This is a genomic window from Pseudomonas sp. S2_B07 (assembly GCF_054668435.1).
The window spans coordinates 284,763-302,851 of the sequence record NZ_CP162769.1; the positions used below are offsets into that span (position 1 = coordinate 284,763).

Here is an 18,089-nt window from a genome sequence, read left to right on the forward strand (position 1 = left end):
GGCCCCTGTCACGACGTTTGACGTGTCGATATAAAACCATCCTGTCATGCTTGGTTCAGCGGTGACGGAGGCACCGCTGAACAGTGTCCGGGCATTAAAGTCAGGAGGACGGGCAACTCTGTCGTGTGCCCCTGGCCGCCTGTCCGATCAGTGCAGCCAGGCGTTTGACGTTGTTCTGCTGGGCGGCAACCAGATCTTCAATGCTCGCGCCTGAAGGCGTTTGCAACGTGCTGCGGCAGGTGAGTGCGGCCCCATTGCCTTCGCCGGTCACGCGCAGGCGCCAGGTCGCGTCAATCAGCCCATATTGCCCGGGAACCGAATCAAAGCGTTGGACATCAATGCGCAATGACAGCTTGCGCGGGGGATTGGCGCTGGCCAATTGATCGATCAGGGCGCTTCGAAACTCATCGCCCAGCGACGCCCCCCACCATTCGGTTTCGAGCAGCACCAGGCCGCTGTTGCCTTGGCGAATCACCACCTGTGGCCGGTCGACCTGCGCTGGCACACTGAGGCTCTCAATCTCGATGGACACCGCATTATTGTGCGCCGCGCCCCCCGTTTGAGGCGGCATCAGGGTGTGATAGTGAACAGGATCACTGCGGCAGGCCGCGAGCAGTAACAGCGCAGTGACCAAGGTGAGCTTTGGCGAAAAACCCATAGGTGTTGCTCCTTTCTTCTGCGTCCCGGTCATTATTTCAGGTCCTTTGCCGCGGCATTGTCAGGTCGACCACGAATCAGTGACTCCGGATGGCGGCCCAGGTAATCCGTCAGTTCACGCAAGGATCGCGACGTACGTGAAAGCTCATCCAGGGTCTGCCCCAGTTTTTCCCTTTGTGGCGAATCTTCGGCAATGGTGGAGTTGGCGGATTGCAGGGTCGTATTGGCCGACTGCAGGGTCTTGCTGACTTCCGACAGGGTGGTATCTACGCCGGGCAGTGTCTTGCCGTTGAATTTCACCAGCCCTTTGCGCAGTTCCACAAGGTTGCTGTCGAGGTTGTCGGCAATGCGCTCCACGGGCAGCTTGTTGATCTTGCTGATCATGGCTTCAAGCTTTTCCTGCAACTGTTCGAGGCTGCCCGGCACCGTTGGAATCATGACCGGGCGCACGTTGGGATCGAAAGCGACTTTGTCTGCTTTGGGGTAGAAGTCCAGGGCGATGTACAGCTGGCCGGTCAGCAGGTTGCCGGTACGGGCCTGGGCACGCAGACCGTTGTCGATGAAGGTACCGATCATCCGCACGCCAGCCGCTTCGTCATTAGGGTCATGATTGAGCGCCTTGATCATTTTGGTGTGGGCCTGACCCAGGCGTTGCGGGTAGATCACAATGCCGACGTTGACCGGGAAAGTACGTTTTACCGGGTCAAAATCCAGGTTGACCGACACCACTCTGCCGATTTCCATGCCGAGAAATTCCACCGGCGCATCAACCTTGAGCCCGCGCATCGCCTGATCGAAACGCAGGGCCAGGAACTGCGCCTTGCCATTGGGCGGGGCGAGGGCGGTTTGCTGGTCTTCGAACAGCTCGTAGGCATACTCTTCGGCGGCCGGCTTGTCGTTGGGGTTGTAGTCCGGCGCGCGGAAGGCGATACCGCCCACCAACAGAGAGGACAAGGACTCGGTCTTGAGCGCAAAACCGTTGGCGCCGACGCTCACGTCCACACCGCTGGCATTCCAGAATCGGGTGTTTTCGGTGACGTACTGGTCATTGGGCGCATGAATAAACAGGTCGATGTTTACCCCTTTGCCGTCGGGGTCCAGCGCGTAGGCCACCACCTGGCCAACCGGAATCTTGCGGTAGTAAACCGGCGAGCCGATGTCCAGCGAACCCAGGTCCTGTGTATGCAAGGTGAACCGCTTGCCCGGCTCGCCATAGGTGATCGGTGGCGGGTTTTCCAGACCTTTGAAGGTTTTCGAGCGGCCATTGGCCTGGCCAATGTCGGCGCCGATATAGTCCCCGGACAGCAGCGTATCAATGCCCGAAACCCCGCCGGCACCAATACGTGGCCGCACGACCCAGAATTGCGAGTCTGAACGGGTGAAACTTTCGGCTTGTTTGGTCAGTTTGATCGTGGCGTTGACATTCTTCTGGTCGTTGCTCAGCTCCACATCGGCGACCTGGCCGATCACCACGTTGCGGTATTTAACCTCAGTCTTGTTGGCCGTCAGGCCAGAACCGGTCTTGAACGTGACGGTGATGGTCGGGCCTTCCTGCAAGATGCTGTGGACCACCAGTGACAGCCCGACCAATACCGCAACAATGGGCACGATCCAGACCAGTGAGAGACTGCGTCCGGTCTTGACCGGGGCCTGTCCGGGGGCTTGAGGCCCTTCAGTGGCTTGCGACTTCATCCATGACCTCCTCGTTTTGTGGGTTTTCCCGCTTTTTATCCCAGATCAGGCGCGGGTCGAAACTCATCGCCGCCAGCATGGTGAACACCACCACCAAACCGAAAAACAGAATGCCCGGGCGCGGTTCAATGTCGGCCAGGGCTTGAAACTTCACCAGAGAGGCCACCATCGCCACCACAATCACATCGAGCATCGACCAGTAACCAATGATCTCGACGAAGCGGTACAGCTGCGACCGCTCCTTGCGTGCCCACAGGCTCCCGCGCTGGACGGTCACCAGCAGCATGGTCAGGGCCACGAACTTGATGCCCGGCACCGCAATGCTGGCAATGAAAATGATCAGGGCAATGTCCCATGCACCGTGCTGCCAGAACTCCAGGACGCCGCTCATGATCGTGCTGTCGGCGCCATTGCCGACCATCTTGGTGTTCATCACCGGCAACAGATTGGCCGGCACGTAAAACGCCAGGGCGGTGAACATGTAGGCCCAGGTGCGGGCCAGCGAATTGGATTTGCGCCGGTGCAGCGGCGCGCCGCAGCGCTCGCATTCGTGGGGCTCACCGGTCATGTCGCAGGCCATGCCGCAGCTATGGCACAGGCAGAGGTTGAGGTCGCTGGCGACCGGGGGCATGTTCATAGGATGTCCCATAATTCACGGATATCGCGCCCGGCGATGCGGATCATCATCAGGCTGAGCACGGCCAGCGCAAACAGGCCGATGCCGGGCAGCACGTCGAGCAATCCGGCCAGTTTGATCACCGCGACCATGGCGCCGAGCAGGCAGACTTCCAGCATGCTCCAGGGCCGCAGGGATTCCAGCCAGCGCATGCAGAACTTGAAACCGGGGGAACGTCGGTGCGAGAGGGCGAAACCCAGGACCCAGATCAGCAGCAACAGCTGGAAAATCGGCGCGATGATCATTGCAATCGCGGCGACCATCGCGATGAACGTGATCGGACCCAGGCTCAGGGCCAATACCGAATCCCACAGGGTTGCGCTGTTTTTCAAGCCTTTGAGGCTGATGCTCATGACCGGATAGAAATTGGCGAAAATCCACAGCACCAACGCCGTGAAGGTTAACGCCAGTCGTTGCTCCACCGTCAGGCCGTTGTAACGCTGGAGCACGCCGCCGCAGCAGGTGCACAGGGTTTTCTGGTGTTTGGCGAGCGTGACTTTTTCATACACAGAGTCGCAGTGCTCGCAGATGATCAATTGATCAGTATTCGCCATGGGCCAAGGCTCAACAGTAGGCAGGAAGTTCAGAGCACCTCCTCAATATAGAAGTGCCTTGCAATTGAGCAAATCGAAATGCAAAACGATGCGGTATCGGTGAACCTTCATCTGTACGGCGTACTGTCGATTTCGCAACGGCTCGTTCGACTATCTGTCAGGGAATGAATCGGCGGGTACGCTGTGATCCCCGGCATTCCCGATACGCGCGCTCAACAGGAGAAGACCATGCGCAAGCTCACCGTTGCCGCTTTCCTGAGTCTGGATGGCGTTATGCAAGCCCCCGGCGGTCCTGAAGAAGACACCAGCGGCGAATTCCGTTTCGGTGGCTGGATCGTGCCCCACGCCGACAAGGTCTCTGGCGAGGCGGTACAGGACCTGTTTTCGCAGCCGTTCGAATTGTTGCTGGGCCGTCGCACCTACGACATATTTGCGGCGTATTGGCCGCAGCAAAAGGCCGATTCCCATAGCCATTGTATTGCTGACCTGTTCAACCGGGCGCCGAAGCATGTGGCCACGCATCACCCCGATACGCTGGAATGGCAGAACAGTCGTGCCTTGGAAGGAAACCTTGCCGATGCGATACGTTCGCTCAAGCAACAGGACGGTGCCGATCTGTTGACCCAGGGCAGCGGCGATCTGGTGCGCCAGCTGCTTGCCGCCGGAGTGGTCGACGAACTTCGGTTGATGACGTTTCCCGTCATGCTGGGGCGCGGCAAGCGCTTGTTCGATGACACGGCGCAGGCTTGGGCCTTCACGTTGGCGCATTCGACCAGCACGCCGGGCGGCGTGCTGATCACCCGATACGTGCGCGAAGGGGAGGTGCGCACTGGAACGTGTTCCGGCGGGCTTGCAGACCCGATCACTGATGAGCAGTGACAGGAATCAAGTTAACGACGGGGACCTGGACGCACAAGCCGGCGGATTCTGTCTTACCCGTAGGCCATGGCGCAAGGCGTTGTAGCCTTTGGGTGGTAACAGGAGGCTTCGTTTAAACAGGCGGGATTTTTGTTGTTTAAACGGGGGGGCGCTGGAACGGACCCCGTTGCGAGGTCCGCTCCGTTGTGCCTGCCGTCATTACTGGCTGGAGCGAATTGCCCCGCCATCAATCAACAAATTCTGCCCGGTCAGGTAGCCTGCATGGCGGCTGCAAACGAAGGCACACAGCGCACCGAATTCCTCGGGTGAGCCAAAGCGTTTGGCAGGGATTTCACGGCGGCATTCGTCGAGGAATGCCTCACTGTCTTGCCCCGATTCCCGGGCCGCCGCGACCAGGTTGTCACGCAGTCGATCGGTGTCGAAGGAGCCCGGTTGCAGGTTGTTGATCGTCACATTACGACTGGCAATGTGTTCCTGCCGGGCAAGCCCTGCGATGAACCCCGTCAGGCCACTGCGCGCGCCGTTGGACAGGCCGAGGCTTTCGATAGGCGACTTCACGGCACTCGACGTGATGTTGATGATCCGGCCAAATCCGCGTGCCGCCATGCCGTCTACTGTTGCCTTGATCAACTCGATCGGCGTGAGCATGTTGGCGTCCAGTGCCTTGAGCCAGGCGTCGCGATCCCATTCGCGGAAATCCCCGGGAGGAGGGCCGCCAGCGTTGTTGATCAAGATGTCGAAATGCTCGTGGGCCAGGAGGGCGGCTGCCCGGCCTTCAGGCGTCGATATGTCTCCCGCCACGGCGATGACCGTCACCTCAGGATTGATCGCTCTGAGCTGAAGGGCTGTTTCATTTAGCGTGTGTTCGCCCCGCGCAGTAATCACCACGTTCACGCCTTCGCTGACGAGTGCCTGTGCGCAGGCTTTACCCAGGCCTTTGCTGGCGGCGCATACCAGCGCCCAGCGTCCTGCTATTCCAAGATTCATGCGTGTTTTCCTGAAAGAAGAGCGCTCAAAAAAAGGAGTTGCCTGTTCATGCGTGATCCACCGCTGCGGAGCGGTTGGGCGACTGAGCACCGATGCCCATAAAGCGCCGCACTCGTTCGCCCTCGGCATCGCAACGTATGGTTTCAGGGGCGGCATCGAGTTGAATATTGCCGTTCTCCATGAAAATCACCCGATCGGAGATTGACATGGCAAAGTCCATTTCGTGGGTCACGATCAGCATGGTCATGCCTTCCTTGGCCAAGTCGCGGATCACATTGAGCACGTCGTTGACCAGTTCCGGGTCGAGGGCCGAGGTCGGCTCGTCGAACAGCATGATCTGCGGCTCCATCGCCAGGGCCCGGGCGATGGCCACGCGCTGTTGCTGCCCGCCGGAGAGCTGGTGCGGGTACTTGTGGGCATGGGCCAGCAGGCCGACCTTGTCCAGTAGCGCGTAGGCACGATGTTCACTCAGCTCGCCTGGCTGACCGTGGTAACGCGGTGCCAGCGTGACGTTGTCGAGAATGGTGCGGTGCGGGAACAGATTGAAGTTCTGGAACACCATGCCGATGTGCCGCACGCCTTTGCGCAGGCGGGCGCTGTCGGGCTTGTCCGACGCCTCAATGAATGTTTCGCCGAACAACAGAATGTCGCCGGTATCGATGCTTTCCAGCCCGTTGACCGTGCGGATCAGCGACGTTTTGCCGGAGCCGGAGGGCCCGATGATCGAGACCACCTGGCCGTATGCGACAGTCAGGTCGATGCCCAAAAGCACTTTATGCGTGCCATAGCTCTTCTGGATATTCTTCAATTGCAGGATGGGTGTCGCATTATTGCCGGCGGCTTTGCGCCCGCTGTCGGGCAGCGCTTCGGCGCAGGCTTTGAACTTCGCCACGGCCGCGTCATCGAGTGTGTGCGGCTTGCGGAAATTCAGGTCCAGGTAGCGTTCCAGACGCTGCAGGAAATAGCCGAACACGGTGACGATCAACACGTAGTAGACGCCGACTGCCGCCAGGGTTTCCATGACCAGGAAGTTAGTGGCATAGAGGCGTTGGCCGACTGTGAGGATTTCGGTCAGGGAGATGACCGAGACCAGCGATGTCAGCTTGACCACCGTGATGTATTCATTGATCAACGTGGGCAGTGAAATACGGAATGCCTGGGGGATCACGATCAAACGTTGCATGCCGAACACGCCGACGCCCAGCGCGCGCCCGGCTTCCTTCTGGCCCTTGGCCACGGAAATCAGGCCGCCACGATGGATCTCCGCCATGTACGCCGCTTCGGTGACCACCAGGGCCAGCAAGCCGGAGTAGAAGGGGTTGGACAGAATCGGGCCGCTACCGGGAAACAATTGCGGCAAGTTGTAGACGAACACCACCAGCACCAGCAACGGAATGCTGCGAAAGAACCAGATGTAGACCGCTGCGGGAATGCGCAGCAAGGGCGATTGGGACAGCTTGGCCGAGGCCAGGAGAAAACCCAGCAGCATGCCGATGAACCAGGCCAGGGCACTGAGCTGGATCACCGTGATGCAGGCGTTCCAGAAGTCCGGCAGGGAGAACAGGGAGAAGAAATACGACCAATCGAATGGCATAGGGCACCTCGATCTGCCACCCCCATGCAGGGGCGGCAGATGACCAGACTACAAGGACAGGTTCTTAATGGGAGGTCGGTTCTTCCAAGGCGTATTTTTTAAGAATAGCGGCATACTCACCACTCTTCTTGGTCTCCTCGAAGGCCTTTTGCACCGCCTGGAAGGTTTCTTCGTTACCTTTCTTGACGAAAATGCCCAGGGTTTGCTGATAGATCGGGTGATCGGTGGTGATGACGACTCGGCCGTTGGTCTTTTCCGCGATCAATTTTGCCGCGCCTGCGATTTCAACCTGGGCCTGAATGTTCTTGGACAACAGGGCCTGGGTGACTTCAGGCGCCGAAGGGTACTCGCTGACGGTGATCGCGCCTTTGTTGTTCGGCACGCAATATTCATCGGACAGTTTGCGGAATTCCTTGACCCAGGTGGTGCCCTGTTCCAGACCCAGTTTCAAGCCACACAGGTCTTCAGGTTTTTTTGCATTGATTTCGCTGCCCTTGGGCACCATGACCGCGGCACCGGTGTTGGCATAGGCGATGGTCTGGGCCTGAGTCTGGCGTTCCGGTGTGATGTACATGCCGGAAATGACCGCGTCGTATTTGCCCGAGTTCAAGCCCAGGATCAGGCTCGGGAACTTGGTGTCGACGAACTCCACCGTGGTGTTCATGTGCTTGGCCAGTGCCGCTGCCAGTTCAGGATCGGAACCCACGACGTTTTTGTCCTTGTCATAGGACTCGAACGGAGGGTAGGTGATTTCCATGCCGACCTTGAACGGGCCGGTCGCAGCCATGCTCACCGAGGCACCGAGCATACCGGCTGCCAATACAGCCAAGCTCAACAGGTTCTTTTTATTGTTTTTCATCTTTTACTGACTCCGGCGTAGGTAAGGGTGTAACTGAAAACTTCAATCAGGACGGTTGAACCTGATTTTTCAAATGTCCGAAACTGGCGGGCTTGCGTGCCTTGCCTGGCAGTTGAACTTCCCCATTGGCTACCCTCTGACGCAGATACTGATAGGTCTGCAGAGCTTGGCCATACATGTGTTCGCCGATCGTGATTTCTTCGTAGTCGTTGCCTGCCTGGGCGAACCCTGGCAGCGGTTTGATCTGGGTGTGATAGTCGCAGGCATAAAACAGAGGAAAGGAATAGCGCTCCTCTTTCACGCTGCGCACCCGGTGTGCAGTGGCAACGAATGCGCCTGCCGTCATGACTTCAAGCATGTCGCCAATATTGACGACAAAGGCATCGGCCATCGGTGGTGCATCGATCCATTGCCCAAGGTTGTTCATCACCTCAAGGCCAGGTTTGTCGGCCAAGAGAATGGTGAAGCACTCATAATCAGTATGGGCGCCAAGCCCCGGTGCGTCGTGGGCGGCGCCGTCGAAGGGGTAGTGAATCAGCCGCAGTTTGGATGGCGGGCGGGTGACCAGGCTGTCGAAATAGTTTTCTTCCAGGCCCAGGGTCAGGGCAAAGCCGCCGAACAGGCGCCGGCCCAACGCGAAGATCGCTTCATAGTAGGCCTGCACTGACGCCTTGAAACCTGCCAGTTGCGGCCAGTCGTTAGGCCCCAGCAATGGAGTGTTGGCTAGCACCAGCGGGTCATCGGCCGGGACTTCGAAGCCGACGTCAAAGGCTTCCTTGTGGTCCGGCTTGCCTTTTGAGTAGACCTCTTCGCCTTCGGGAACAAAGCCCTTGTGGGTTTGCGAGGTGCCGATGTAGTGCTGCATCTTGGTGTCGAAAGGCTGGTCGAAAAAATCCTTGGCAGCCTTGCGCAGGTTGGCGATCAGTTGCGGGTCGATGCCGTGATCGGTGATATAGAGGAACCCGACGTCGCTGGCGGCGCGTCCCAATTGTTCGGCCACGGCCAGGCGGTGTTCCAGTTCATAGCTGAACAGACCGGCGATGTTCACCACCGGGATGCTATTGAAGTTGGCTGTGTGGGTGTCAGTGCTGGCGCTGTTGTTTTTATTGTCAGGCATGACGCATCGGCTCACTAAGGACGGCTTGAGTGGTGGAAACGCTCGAAGTGTTCGCGCTCGGTCTGGCCCATCCACACGTTCAATGACCACAAATCGGCCACCGGGACGTTGGTGAAGGGCAAGTGATGCAGGTAGCCGTCGGCGCCGAATTCCGGGGTCAGGGTGCTGACCTGGTAACCGCGAGTTTGCTGCGAACGCCAGATGCTTTCCCAATGCTGCTGATGGAAAGCCAGTTCTTTTGCATATTCGGGAGCTGCCGGGTGTGGGACCTGCGGGCCTTGGTCGTAACCGACCCGGGCCTGGATATGGTGAACGCGCTCGATGAAGGCGCTGAGGTCATCGGCCGGGTCATTCAGCAGACGCTCGCAAGTCACGACCCAATGGCTGATGTCACTGGTGAACAGCAACTCGGGCAGTTGCCGGATCAACTCCAGGGTCACCCAGGGGTTGAACAGCGAACGCGAACGGTGAGTTTCGAAACTGCACACCTGACCATGCTTGCGCGCCAGTTCCAGTGCTTGACCGAAGAACGCCACTTGTTGCGGCAAGGACCAGCGATCATTGCCTGCCAGCACATTGACGAAACGAGGGCCGAGTTCGGCAGCCCAGGCGAGTTTCTGATCGAGGTCGTTGAGGTGGACGGCAGGCGATGCCGACTGTTCCGGCAGCACGTCGTAGGCGGTGAAGACAGTGCTGATATAGCCCAGGCGATTGGCCTGGAGAAAGGCGCCAAACTCAGCCCGTTCCCGGGCGTCCAGTGGCAGGCGTGCTTCCATGCCATCAAAGCCGGCTTGCAGCAACTCCTCGAGCGCTTGAGCTTTGCTGGCGGTGTAACCCCACAGCGTGCGAAAAATTTCCAGCTTCATCGGTGATCCTCAAAAATCCCAGGGCCTACTGCAAAAGCACTTCGATGGCGCCAAGCCAATCAGCGATCAATGGTCAACCGGGGCAGAGGACATTAGGTCCGGGCGTCTGCGTCATCTGATCCACTGAGCGATACCGAGGCTGGTTCACTGTGGCGCCGATGTTAGGCACAGGCCGTGCGGCGAAAGAATCTGAAAGTTCAAATCAATACTTCAGACTTTCGTTAACAAATAGCTAGCTAATTATCGCGCGTATCAGAGGGGGATTTTTGATCAAGAAGGTGTCTGCGTTGGCGATTGGCGAGGCGTGCCATCGTTACAGCATCATTTTGAAGACTGCCAAGCGACACCGCCGTTGATGGGGCGCAACCGGCCAACAGCTGCCGTTCGGGGAGGACCGCCGTCGGCCACGAACCGTTTCTATAAGCGAGAAGCCAACATGAGTTCGTGATAATTTCATTGGGCTTCACCTTACCGGAAAGGTCAGGTGTCGCACTCAGTTTCCACGGTCACCCGTCTCGGTCTGTGTTGTTCCGGGTTTTTATTCGTCTGTGCAACGCGTTGGATTATGGTCTTTACAATAGTTAAAACGCATAAAATAACGAGAGACGCCAAACGTTAAACTAGAAAGCCCGGTTAATTGATAGCGCAGCAGATTGTGTCGTTATACTGCCAGTGGTGCTACCGATGAGCGAACCAGTGTAAGTGTAAGGCGTGCCGGGGTTTGTGAATGGAGCGGAGTAGTCGATGGTATGGCTTTTGGTGACGGAGTAGTTGTAGCTAAAGTCCAGAAACCACGATGCACTTAAAAAGTAGGTGCCGCCCAGTGTCGCGGTGCCGCCGTACACCCAGTCTGAACCGGAAAAGTTAGTCGGCTGCCCAGATATATCCGTGCGATTTCCCTTGAGGTCGGCAAAACCAACCAAGTCGGTAATTTTGGTGTTTATTTGAGAAGCGGTCGGTCCAGCGCCTGCATAAATATAGCCGGACTTAAATGACCGGCCAATATAGGGTACTAAAGACATGTGATGTTTAACTTCGGTTTCAAACGAGCGGACAACTGCATTCCCGGTAAAAGAGGTCGTTCCGTAAGCGCCAAACTGAGGGATCAGGAAAGGGTCTGTCTTAGAGCTGGTTGATAAGTAATCGTAAGTAAATTTACCGCCCCACAGCCATTTGCTGTTCTCGAAGTGCTTGAAATAGCCCACTTGCAGTGACGGCGAAAATTTTGAATCGGAGTCCATGCTCAGGTCGACAGCTGGCCCACCGGCAGAGCCGGAAGAAATATAGGCGCCGGTATTCGAATCATAGACATTCGACAAGCCGGTTGCATAAATATCCTGGTTGTTAAATTGGGTGTGATTGGCGCTGGCGCCGAACCCTATAAAAAACGCTGAATCTGGAACACTGGCCCCTGATGGCGACTCGGCAAAAACCTCGGCGCTCTGAGAGACGCCCAGTGCACAAGCAAATGCCAGCATGGTCGATTGCGATTTAGTTGGAAAAGTGTGGATTGATGGCTTAATTGTCATTATTTATACCCCATTATGCATCGGCATTAGCGCAATAGATTGGCCAGATAGCCAATCAATTCGTAAGCCTGCGGGTTATTTAAGCAGGTCGAGCGGGTGGTGACTACTGAGAATGTTTTGAGAGGGAGTTTCTTTCTGGTTAAGTTTAGCGACTGTCTCTATAAGCCCTTGGATTCATAGAATAAGATGACGCGTTAAACAATAAGCAGATAGTTAGCCACCGGTAGAATCCGGGTTCACGCGCCTCAAGAACATCGATGTTGGTTGGCTGACTTCCTCAGGACGTGAAGCGGCCAACGCATGAGACGTAAGTGGCCATAACCGGACTATCAAGCTGCTGGAAACCCGAACCAAAAGAGTACGCCAACGACTACTATGATCCATGCAGTGCAGCGGCATAGGTGAATGACGACGAGGTGGCAATCCAGTCGCAGCTTGCCGGTGCTGGCACGGGAGAGGTCGAGCAAATCGTCCACTAACCGAGACATGTGTTGCACCTGACCTTCAATCAGCGCCTGCATCCTCGGCAGTTCTTCACTGGGCACCCGCACCAGCCGGCCGGCAATGTAGCGGTCTTCCAGGTCCGAGGTCAGCAACACACTGACGCCGACACTGGTGAGGGCGGTGACCATACACGACAGTGATTCGCGAAAATCTTCGCGAAAGGTCGACGCCAGCGCCAGTTCGAAGCCTGACAAAAAGTCAATCACCACGCGGGTGGCCTTGAGCCGCGTGATTTCACTTAACAGCAACTGCACGATCACGTCGATGGACAGGTCGGGGCGCGGCTATCCACCAGTGGCCAGACGGTTGATAGTCACTTGGGTGCTCATGGCGAAGTTAGAGAAGCTACGATCTGACGGCTCTCTTCGCTGAGCGTGGACATGGCTAACTGATATCTGAAGGACAGGTGTTGAATAACCTTACAGCGAGCTGCCGAGACTTAATTGGCCGCTGCGTAGAGCTACAGTCATTTATGGGGATAGAAGTGGCAGGCAGCTAAATAGCTGCCTTCGGAAAACACTACTCTACCAAGCACCCGCTGAACGATTTAGCCAATCTGTTGCCTCGACCGGTTGAATCCACAGACGATTACTGCCCGTTAAGCCGGGCAGCAATCGAGCAGAAAAGTGATTGTCGAAGGGGAGACTGACACCCAATCAAACCGCCGTTTTCAGCGTTTGATCTGGGAAATCTTCGTGCCTTCGATGCTGACGCCGGCCATTAACCCTTGTTGGTCGGTAATGAACGCGTAGGCGTCATCCTTCAGTGTCGAGCTGGACAGGTTTTTCGCAATCCCTTCATCCACTACGACAACCGTGGGCCCCACACCGATTTCCCAACCCTTGGTTTCGGCGAGGTATTTCACTGCTTTGTCGGTCATCAGAAACACCACATAGCCATACGACTGGGCGCCGGCCTGCAACCCCCATGACCCGCTGACGGAGTTGTAATACTTATCGATTTTCGTGCCTTCCATTAACACGCCTTCGCCATAACTACCGCCGAAGACCAGGCCAGCCTTGATGATTTTCGGGAAGACCAGGATCGCCTTTGCCTGTTTTGAAAGGGTTTCGGCAGCTGGGGTGGATTTGTAGAGGATTTTCAGTTCTTGCCGAGCGTCGGCATTCAAATCCTCGGCGGTGGCCGCACCTGCTGTGTTGAGGAGGCTCGCCGAGGCCAAGGAGGCTGTTGCGAGGAAGAACGAGAGGAGGAATTGCATTGATCGTGTCATTTCCGTACTCCGAGAAAGGGAGCTTGGATGGGGCCAGCAGTCAGTGTCTGCATCTGGCAGGAACCGAGCTCGCTGACGTTATCCGGCGCACCCTGAAAGGTTGGGATTGCAAGCGTCGCGCTTGAATTATAGAGGCCCCGGGCCGCTGATCAGTTGCGATGCCATCACTGGTTGTGACCACTGTGTAACGGCGGGGTTCGCTGATGGCTGACACGCCTCGAACCTCGGTCAATACCTCGGCGTCCGGTCGCAATTCTCTGCGCTGCTAAAATGCACCTTCGAGTTCCAATCCAGGAGAACCACGATGATCAGCAAAAACACGATTTGTCTCTGGTACGACGGCACTGCGCTGGAGGCTGCGACTTTCTATGCCCAGACGTTTCCCGACAGTGCCGTGGGTGCCGTGCATCGCGCGCCGGGCGACTATCCGGCGGGCAAGCAGGGCGATGTCTTGACGGTTGAGTTCACGGTGATGGGCATACCGTGTCTCGGCCTGAACGGCGGGTCGGGAATCAAGCATAACCAGGCCTTTTCGTTTCAGGTCGCGACCGATGACCAAGCCGAAACGGATCGCCTGTGGAACGCGATTGTCAGCAACGGCGGCACGGAAAATGTCTGCGGCTGGTGCCAGGACAAGTGGGGTTTGTCGTGGCAGATCACCCCGCGTGTCTTGACGGCCGCGGTCACCAGTCCTGATCAAGCGGCAGCCAAGCGCGCGTTCGAGGCCATGATGCAGATGGGCAAGATCGATATCGCAGCGATTGAAGCGGCGGTGGGGCGTTAGCGGGTGTCGACGGATGCCGGGTGTCTTTTTACCAACCCGAAGCGGCTTGAGGCAGCCCGGCATCTCCTGTCGTTTTTCATGTGCAAGTGAAGGATGGCTTAACGTTAACCCAACACTTCCCGCATCCGGTACCAGAGCATGCCCAGCGCCAGCAGTGGCGAGCGCAGGGCACGGCCGCCGGGGAAGGTCATGTGCGGCACGGCGCTGAACACGTCGAAGCCTTTGCTGTGCCCGGCATGGATGGCTTCGCCCAACAGTTTGGCGCACCAGTGGGTGACGTTCAGGCCATGGCCGGAGTAGCCCTGGGCGTAGAACACGTTCGGGTGCTGGCTCAAGCGCCCGACCTGGGGGAAACGATTGGCCGAGATGCCGATCATGCCGCCCCATTGATAGTCGATCCGCACATTGGCCAGTTGCGGGAATACCTTGAGCATTTGCGGGCGCATGTAGGCGGTGATGTCCGCCGGATCGCGACCGGAATAATGGCAGGCACCGCCGAACAGCAAACGCCGGTCCGCCGAGAGCCGGTAGTAATCCAGGCCAACTTTCTGGTCGCAGAGCGCGACGTTATGCGGGATCAGTTTCGACGCCGCTTCTTCCGACAGAGGCTCGGTAGCGATGATGTAGCTGCCCGCCGGAAGCACCTTGCCGCTGAGCTTGGGTTCGAGTTCTTCCAGATGCGCGTTGCAAGCCAGCACCAGGCTGCCGGCGCGCACCGTTCCGCCGGCACACCGCAACTGCACGGTACTGCCATGGATCAGTTCCAGCACCGGGCTCTGCTCGAAGATCTGCACGCCGAGGGAGTGCGCGACACGGGCTTCGCCGAGCACCAGGTTCAGCGGGTGCAAGTGCCCCGAGCCCATGTCCACCAAACCACCGGCATACACGCCGGCGTTCACCACCTGCTCGCGGATCTGTCCGGGTTCGACCAGGCGGGTTTCATGGGCGTAGCCCGACGCGATCAACTCCGCGTGTTCGGCCTTCAGCCCGGCGAACTGCGCCGGGGTGTTGGCCAGTTCACAGAAGCCCCAGCGCAGGTCGCAATCGATGCCGTGTTCGCGGATTCGATTACCCACCACTTGCACCGATTCGACGCCGGCACGTTCCAGATAGCGCACACCTTCGGCGCCGACATGCTTGGCAAACCCGCTGACGTCGTGGCCGATGCCGCGAATCAACTGGCCGCCGTTGCGCCCGCTGGCGCCCCAGCCAATCCGCCGGGCCTCCAGCAGGATCACCGAGAGCCCGCGCTGCGCCAGTTCGATGGCGGTGTTGACGCCGGTGAAGCCGCCGCCGATCACGCAGACATCGGCCGTCAGGTCCGAAGTCAACGTGGGGCGCGGCGTCAGGCCGTTAGCCGACGCGGCATAGTAGGAATGGGTGTGTTCGTTGCTGTACTGAGTCATTTGTTGGACTTCACTTTGCTCCAGGAACGGGTCATCAAACGCATGATCGCCTGGGGCGGGGTGGTCGAAATGTAGAGTTTGTCGAGGACGGCCTGGGATGGATACACCTCAGGATTGTTCACCAGTTCCGGGTCCATGAATGCCTTGGCTGGCGGGTTCGGGTTGGCGTAACCGACCGACGCGCTGACCTTGGCAATCACTTGTGGGTCCAGCAGGTAGTTGATGAACGCATGGGCCTCTTTTGGATTGCTCGCATCGGCGGGAACGGCCAGCAAGTCGAACCACAGGTTGCTGCCTTCCTTGGGAATGGCGTAGGCGATGTTCACACCGTTCTTGGCTTCCTTGGCGCGGTTGGCGGCCTGGAACACGTCACCCGAGTAGCCGAAGGCCACGCAAATGTCGCCGTTGGCCAGGTCGGACACGTACTTCGAGGAGTGGAAATAGGTGATGTAAGGACGGATCGCCAACAACTTGGCTTCGGCCTTTTTGAAGTCTTCGGGGTTTTCGCTGCGTGGGTCCATGCCCATGTAGTTGAGGATCGCCGGGAACACTTCATCCGCCGAATCCATCATCGACACGCCGCACTGGCTGAGTTTCTTGATGTTTTCCGGTTCGAACAGCACGGCCCAGGAGTCGATGTGATCGACGCCCAGCACTTGCTTGACTTTGTCGACGTTGTAGCCGATGCCGTTGGTGCCCCACAGGTACGGCACGGAGTGCGCATTTTGTGGGTCGTTCTTTTCCAGCAAGGCCAATAGTTTCGGGTCGAGGTTCTTGAAATTCGGCAGTTGCTCGCGGTCGAGCTTCAGGAACGCGCCGGCTTTCACCTGACGGGCGAGGAAGTGGTTGGACGGCACTACGACGTCATAGCCGGTGCGGCCCGCGAGCAGTTTGCCCTCCAGGGTTTCATTGGAGTCGAAGACGTCGTAGATCACCTTGATCCCGGTTTTGGCCTGGAAGTCGGCGAGGGTGGTTTCGCCGATGTAATCGGTCCAGTTGTAGACGCTGACCTGTGGCTGAGCCTGCACGCCGGCGCTGAACATTGCCGCCAGCGCGACCGGGAACATGGATTTCAATAGACGCATATCGACACCTCTTCTAATTATTGGATTCTTCCGGAGATTCTTTGTTGATCCTGAAGCCGCTTTCGCGAGCAAGTTCGCTCCCACAGGGGAATGCATTTCAGATTTGGAATGCATTTAAAGTGTGGGAGCGAGCCTGCTCGCGAAGAGGCCGGTGCAGGCGAATCAGGTCTCAGACGCTCAGCATCAGGAACTCACGCTCCCAGGAGCTGATCACCCGCTTGAAGTTTTCGTGTTCCGCACGCTTGACCGCGACATAACCGCGAACAAACTTGCTGCCCAGATAACGTTCGACGGTGTCGCACTCTTCCATCTGGGTCAGGGCGTCTTCGATGGTGATCGGCAAGCGCAGGTTGCGACGTTCATAGGCGCGGCCCTGTACCGCAGCACTCGGCTCGACGCGCTCGACCATGCCCAGGTAACCGCACAGCAAACTTGCGGCAATCGCCAGGTACGGGTTGGCGTCGGCGCCCGGCAGGCGGTTCTCCACGCGCATCGCATCTGGCGACGAGGTTGGCACGCGCAAACCGACGGTACGGTTTTCTTCGCCCCATTCGACGTTGACCGGCGCCGAGGTGTCCGGCAGGAAGCGGCGGAACGAGTTCACGTTGGGCGCGAACATCGGCAGCACTTTAGGGATGTACTTTTGCAAACCGCCAATGTGGTGCAGGAACAGCTCGCTCATGTTGCCATCGGCGTCGGCGAAGATCGGCTGGCCGGTGGCGATGTCGACCACGCTCTGGTGAATGTGCATGGCGCTGCCAGGCTCATCGCCAATCGGCTTGGCCATGAAGGTCGCCGCCACATTGTGCTTGAGCGCGGCTTCACGCAGGGTGCGCTTGAACACGGTGATCTGGTCCGCCAGGTCCAGCGCGTCGCCGTGACGGAAGTTGATTTCCATCTGCGCCGGGCCGTCTTCGTGGATCAACGTGTCGAGGTCCAGGCCCTGCAGTTCACACCAGTCGTAGACATCTTCGAACAGCGGATCGAACTCGTTGGCCGCGTCGATGGAAAACGACTGACGACCGCTTTCGGCACGCCCCGAACGACCCATCGGCGCCTTGAGTGGCAAGTCCGGGTCTTCGCAACGCTGGGTCAGGTAGAACTCCATTTCCGGCGCCACAATCGGCCGCCAGCCTTTGTCGGTGTACAACTGCAGCACTTTCTTCAGCACGTTGCGCGGCGACAATTCGATCGGGTTGCCGAACTTGTCGAAGGTGTCGTGGATGACGATGGCGGTCGGCTCGATCGCCCATGGAATCACATAGACCGCATTCGGGTCCGGCTTGCAGACCATGTCGATGTCGGCCGGGTCGAGCAGGTCGTAGTAGATGTCGTCGTCGACAAAGTCCCCGGTTACCGTTTGCAAAAGCACACTTTCCGGCAGGCGCATGCCTCGCTCATGCAGGAACTTGTTAGTGGGTGCAATCTTGCCGCGTGCAATGCCGGTCAAGTCACTGACCACACACTCGACTTCGGTAATCTTGTGATCTTTCAGCCAAGTGAACAGCTGATCGAAAGGGACATTCATAAAGACCTCGTTATTGGTTTTATTAACGTCGGGGAGGGCGGTTTCATCCACCGCACTCTTCCCCTGAGACGCGTTGACGACTATCTTGGGCGAGCCTTGCGGTTCCATCTATCCACTTTAAGCAGCACCAAAACGCACCAA

General features: G+C 58.0%; 16 protein-coding genes and 1 pseudogene. 2 read left to right on the top strand and 15 right to left on the bottom strand.

Annotated features, from left to right (window positions below; translation table 11 throughout):
• Nucleotides 1-100: 100 nt before the first annotated feature.
• The 4 genes from AB4N43_RS01410 to AB4N43_RS01425 are packed head-to-tail and all read right to left on the bottom strand — an operon-like array spanning nucleotide 101 to nucleotide 3,579.
• A complete protein-coding gene (locus AB4N43_RS01410; RefSeq protein WP_027923073.1) occupies nucleotides 101-658 on the bottom strand; it encodes a PqiC family protein in 558 nt (185 codons plus the stop codon).
• Between the two features lie 32 nt (nucleotides 659-690).
• Complete coding sequence (locus tag AB4N43_RS01415) at nucleotides 691-2,349, bottom strand: PqiB family protein (RefSeq protein ID WP_027923074.1); 1,659 nt, start codon at nucleotides 2,347-2,349, stop codon at nucleotides 691-693.
• Nucleotides 2,330-2,986 carry a paraquat-inducible protein A gene (locus tag AB4N43_RS01420; protein WP_027923075.1) on the bottom strand — a complete coding sequence of 219 codons (657 nt, stop codon included), beginning with the start codon at nucleotides 2,984-2,986 and terminating at the stop codon, nucleotides 2,330-2,332. The genes AB4N43_RS01415 and AB4N43_RS01420 overlap by 20 nt, the downstream gene beginning before the upstream one ends.
• Nucleotides 2,983-3,579 carry a paraquat-inducible protein A gene (locus AB4N43_RS01425; RefSeq protein ID WP_027923076.1) on the bottom strand — a complete coding sequence of 199 codons (597 nt, stop codon included), beginning with the start codon at nucleotides 3,577-3,579 and terminating at the stop codon, nucleotides 2,983-2,985. The genes AB4N43_RS01420 and AB4N43_RS01425 overlap by 4 nt, the downstream gene beginning before the upstream one ends.
• 228 nt (nucleotides 3,580-3,807) lie before the next feature.
• Between AB4N43_RS01425 and AB4N43_RS01430 the strand changes: the two genes are divergently transcribed.
• Complete coding sequence (locus AB4N43_RS01430) at nucleotides 3,808-4,458, top strand: dihydrofolate reductase family protein (protein WP_460152900.1); 651 nt, start codon at nucleotides 3,808-3,810, stop codon at nucleotides 4,456-4,458.
• A gap of 198 nt (nucleotides 4,459-4,656) precedes the next feature.
• Here the strand turns inward: AB4N43_RS01430 and AB4N43_RS01435 are convergent, their stop codons facing one another.
• The 8 genes and pseudogenes from AB4N43_RS01435 to AB4N43_RS01470 all read right to left on the bottom strand — a co-directional run bounded on the left by AB4N43_RS01435 (nucleotide 4,657) and on the right by AB4N43_RS01470 (nucleotide 13,145).
• Nucleotides 4,657-5,445, bottom strand: a complete 789-nt coding sequence (locus tag AB4N43_RS01435) for an SDR family oxidoreductase (protein WP_027923079.1) — start codon at nucleotides 5,443-5,445, stop codon at nucleotides 4,657-4,659.
• Nucleotides 5,446-5,491: 46 nt separating this feature from the next.
• Nucleotides 5,492-7,039, bottom strand: coding sequence for an amino acid ABC transporter permease/ATP-binding protein (locus AB4N43_RS01440; protein WP_460152902.1), 1,548 nt, complete (start codon nucleotides 7,037-7,039; stop codon nucleotides 5,492-5,494).
• Between the two features lie 64 nt (nucleotides 7,040-7,103).
• Nucleotides 7,104-7,898: an ABC transporter substrate-binding protein gene (locus AB4N43_RS01445; RefSeq protein ID WP_027923081.1), complete on the bottom strand. Its 795-nt coding sequence runs from the start codon at nucleotides 7,896-7,898 to the stop codon at nucleotides 7,104-7,106.
• A gap of 46 nt (nucleotides 7,899-7,944) precedes the next feature.
• Nucleotides 7,945-9,015: an isopenicillin N synthase family dioxygenase gene (locus tag AB4N43_RS01450; protein WP_027923082.1), complete on the bottom strand. Its 1,071-nt coding sequence runs from the start codon at nucleotides 9,013-9,015 to the stop codon at nucleotides 7,945-7,947.
• Between the two features lie 14 nt (nucleotides 9,016-9,029).
• Complete coding sequence (locus AB4N43_RS01455) at nucleotides 9,030-9,881, bottom strand: sugar phosphate isomerase/epimerase family protein (protein ID WP_059182923.1); 852 nt, start codon at nucleotides 9,879-9,881, stop codon at nucleotides 9,030-9,032.
• Between the two features lie 620 nt (nucleotides 9,882-10,501).
• Complete coding sequence (locus AB4N43_RS01460; RefSeq protein WP_156428537.1) at nucleotides 10,502-11,410, bottom strand: outer membrane protein; 909 nt, start codon at nucleotides 11,408-11,410, stop codon at nucleotides 10,502-10,504.
• A gap of 566 nt (nucleotides 11,411-11,976) precedes the next feature.
• Nucleotides 11,977-12,192: pseudogene (locus AB4N43_RS01465) on the bottom strand (ATPase domain-containing protein); the annotation flags it as partial.
• A gap of 392 nt (nucleotides 12,193-12,584) precedes the next feature.
• On the bottom strand, nucleotides 12,585-13,145 hold the full coding sequence (locus AB4N43_RS01470) for a lipid-binding SYLF domain-containing protein (protein ID WP_027923086.1): 561 nt from the start codon (nucleotides 13,143-13,145) through the stop codon (nucleotides 12,585-12,587).
• A gap of 304 nt (nucleotides 13,146-13,449) precedes the next feature.
• On the opposite strand from AB4N43_RS01470, the gene AB4N43_RS01475 reads away from it, so the two are divergent.
• A complete protein-coding gene (locus AB4N43_RS01475; RefSeq protein WP_027923087.1) occupies nucleotides 13,450-13,929 on the top strand; it encodes a VOC family protein in 480 nt (159 codons plus the stop codon).
• 104 nt (nucleotides 13,930-14,033) lie between these two features.
• Here AB4N43_RS01475 and AB4N43_RS01480 read toward each other — a convergent pair whose 3' ends face one another.
• The 3 genes from AB4N43_RS01480 to AB4N43_RS01490 form a co-directional block, all read right to left on the bottom strand.
• Nucleotides 14,034-15,335, bottom strand: a complete 1,302-nt coding sequence (locus AB4N43_RS01480; protein ID WP_460152905.1) for an NAD(P)/FAD-dependent oxidoreductase — start codon at nucleotides 15,333-15,335, stop codon at nucleotides 14,034-14,036.
• Entirely contained in the window at nucleotides 15,332-16,420 is a 1,089-nt protein-coding gene (locus tag AB4N43_RS01485; RefSeq protein ID WP_027923089.1) for a polyamine ABC transporter substrate-binding protein, read from the bottom strand. Before AB4N43_RS01485 ends, AB4N43_RS01480 begins: the two co-directional genes overlap by 4 nt.
• A gap of 169 nt (nucleotides 16,421-16,589) precedes the next feature.
• Nucleotides 16,590-17,948, bottom strand: a complete 1,359-nt coding sequence (locus AB4N43_RS01490) for a glutamine synthetase family protein (RefSeq protein ID WP_027923090.1) — start codon at nucleotides 17,946-17,948, stop codon at nucleotides 16,590-16,592.
• Between the last annotated feature and the right edge of the window lie 141 nt (nucleotides 17,949-18,089).

Bases quoted from the DNA above. Each gene is read 5' to 3' on its own strand.
- AB4N43_RS01410 (WP_027923073.1), bottom strand. From the start codon at position 658: ATGGGTTTTTCGCCAAAGCTCACCTTGGTCACTGCGCTGTTACTGCTC.
- AB4N43_RS01415 (WP_027923074.1), bottom strand. From the start codon at position 2,349: ATGAAGTCGCAAGCCACTGAAGGGCCTCAAGCCCCCGGACAGGCCCCG.
- AB4N43_RS01420 (WP_027923075.1), bottom strand. From the start codon at position 2,986: ATGAACATGCCCCCGGTCGCCAGCGACCTCAACCTCTGCCTGTGCCAT.
- AB4N43_RS01425 (WP_027923076.1), bottom strand. From the start codon at position 3,579: ATGGCGAATACTGATCAATTGATCATCTGCGAGCACTGCGACTCTGTG.
- AB4N43_RS01430 (WP_460152900.1), top strand. From the start codon at position 3,808: ATGCGCAAGCTCACCGTTGCCGCTTTCCTGAGTCTGGATGGCGTTATG.
- AB4N43_RS01435 (WP_027923079.1), bottom strand. From the start codon at position 5,445: ATGAATCTTGGAATAGCAGGACGCTGGGCGCTGGTATGCGCCGCCAGC.
- AB4N43_RS01440 (WP_460152902.1), bottom strand. From the start codon at position 7,039: ATGCCATTCGATTGGTCGTATTTCTTCTCCCTGTTCTCCCTGCCGGAC.
- AB4N43_RS01445 (WP_027923081.1), bottom strand. From the start codon at position 7,898: ATGAAAAACAATAAAAAGAACCTGTTGAGCTTGGCTGTATTGGCAGCC.
- AB4N43_RS01450 (WP_027923082.1), bottom strand. From the start codon at position 9,015: ATGCCTGACAATAAAAACAACAGCGCCAGCACTGACACCCACACAGCC.
- AB4N43_RS01455 (WP_059182923.1), bottom strand. From the start codon at position 9,881: ATGAAGCTGGAAATTTTTCGCACGCTGTGGGGTTACACCGCCAGCAAA.
- AB4N43_RS01460 (WP_156428537.1), bottom strand. From the start codon at position 11,410: ATGACAATTAAGCCATCAATCCACACTTTTCCAACTAAATCGCAATCG.
- AB4N43_RS01470 (WP_027923086.1), bottom strand. From the start codon at position 13,145: ATGACACGATCAATGCAATTCCTCCTCTCGTTCTTCCTCGCAACAGCC.
- AB4N43_RS01475 (WP_027923087.1), top strand. From the start codon at position 13,450: ATGATCAGCAAAAACACGATTTGTCTCTGGTACGACGGCACTGCGCTG.
- AB4N43_RS01480 (WP_460152905.1), bottom strand. From the start codon at position 15,335: ATGACTCAGTACAGCAACGAACACACCCATTCCTACTATGCCGCGTCG.
- AB4N43_RS01485 (WP_027923089.1), bottom strand. From the start codon at position 16,420: ATGCGTCTATTGAAATCCATGTTCCCGGTCGCGCTGGCGGCAATGTTC.
- AB4N43_RS01490 (WP_027923090.1), bottom strand. From the start codon at position 17,948: ATGAATGTCCCTTTCGATCAGCTGTTCACTTGGCTGAAAGATCACAAG.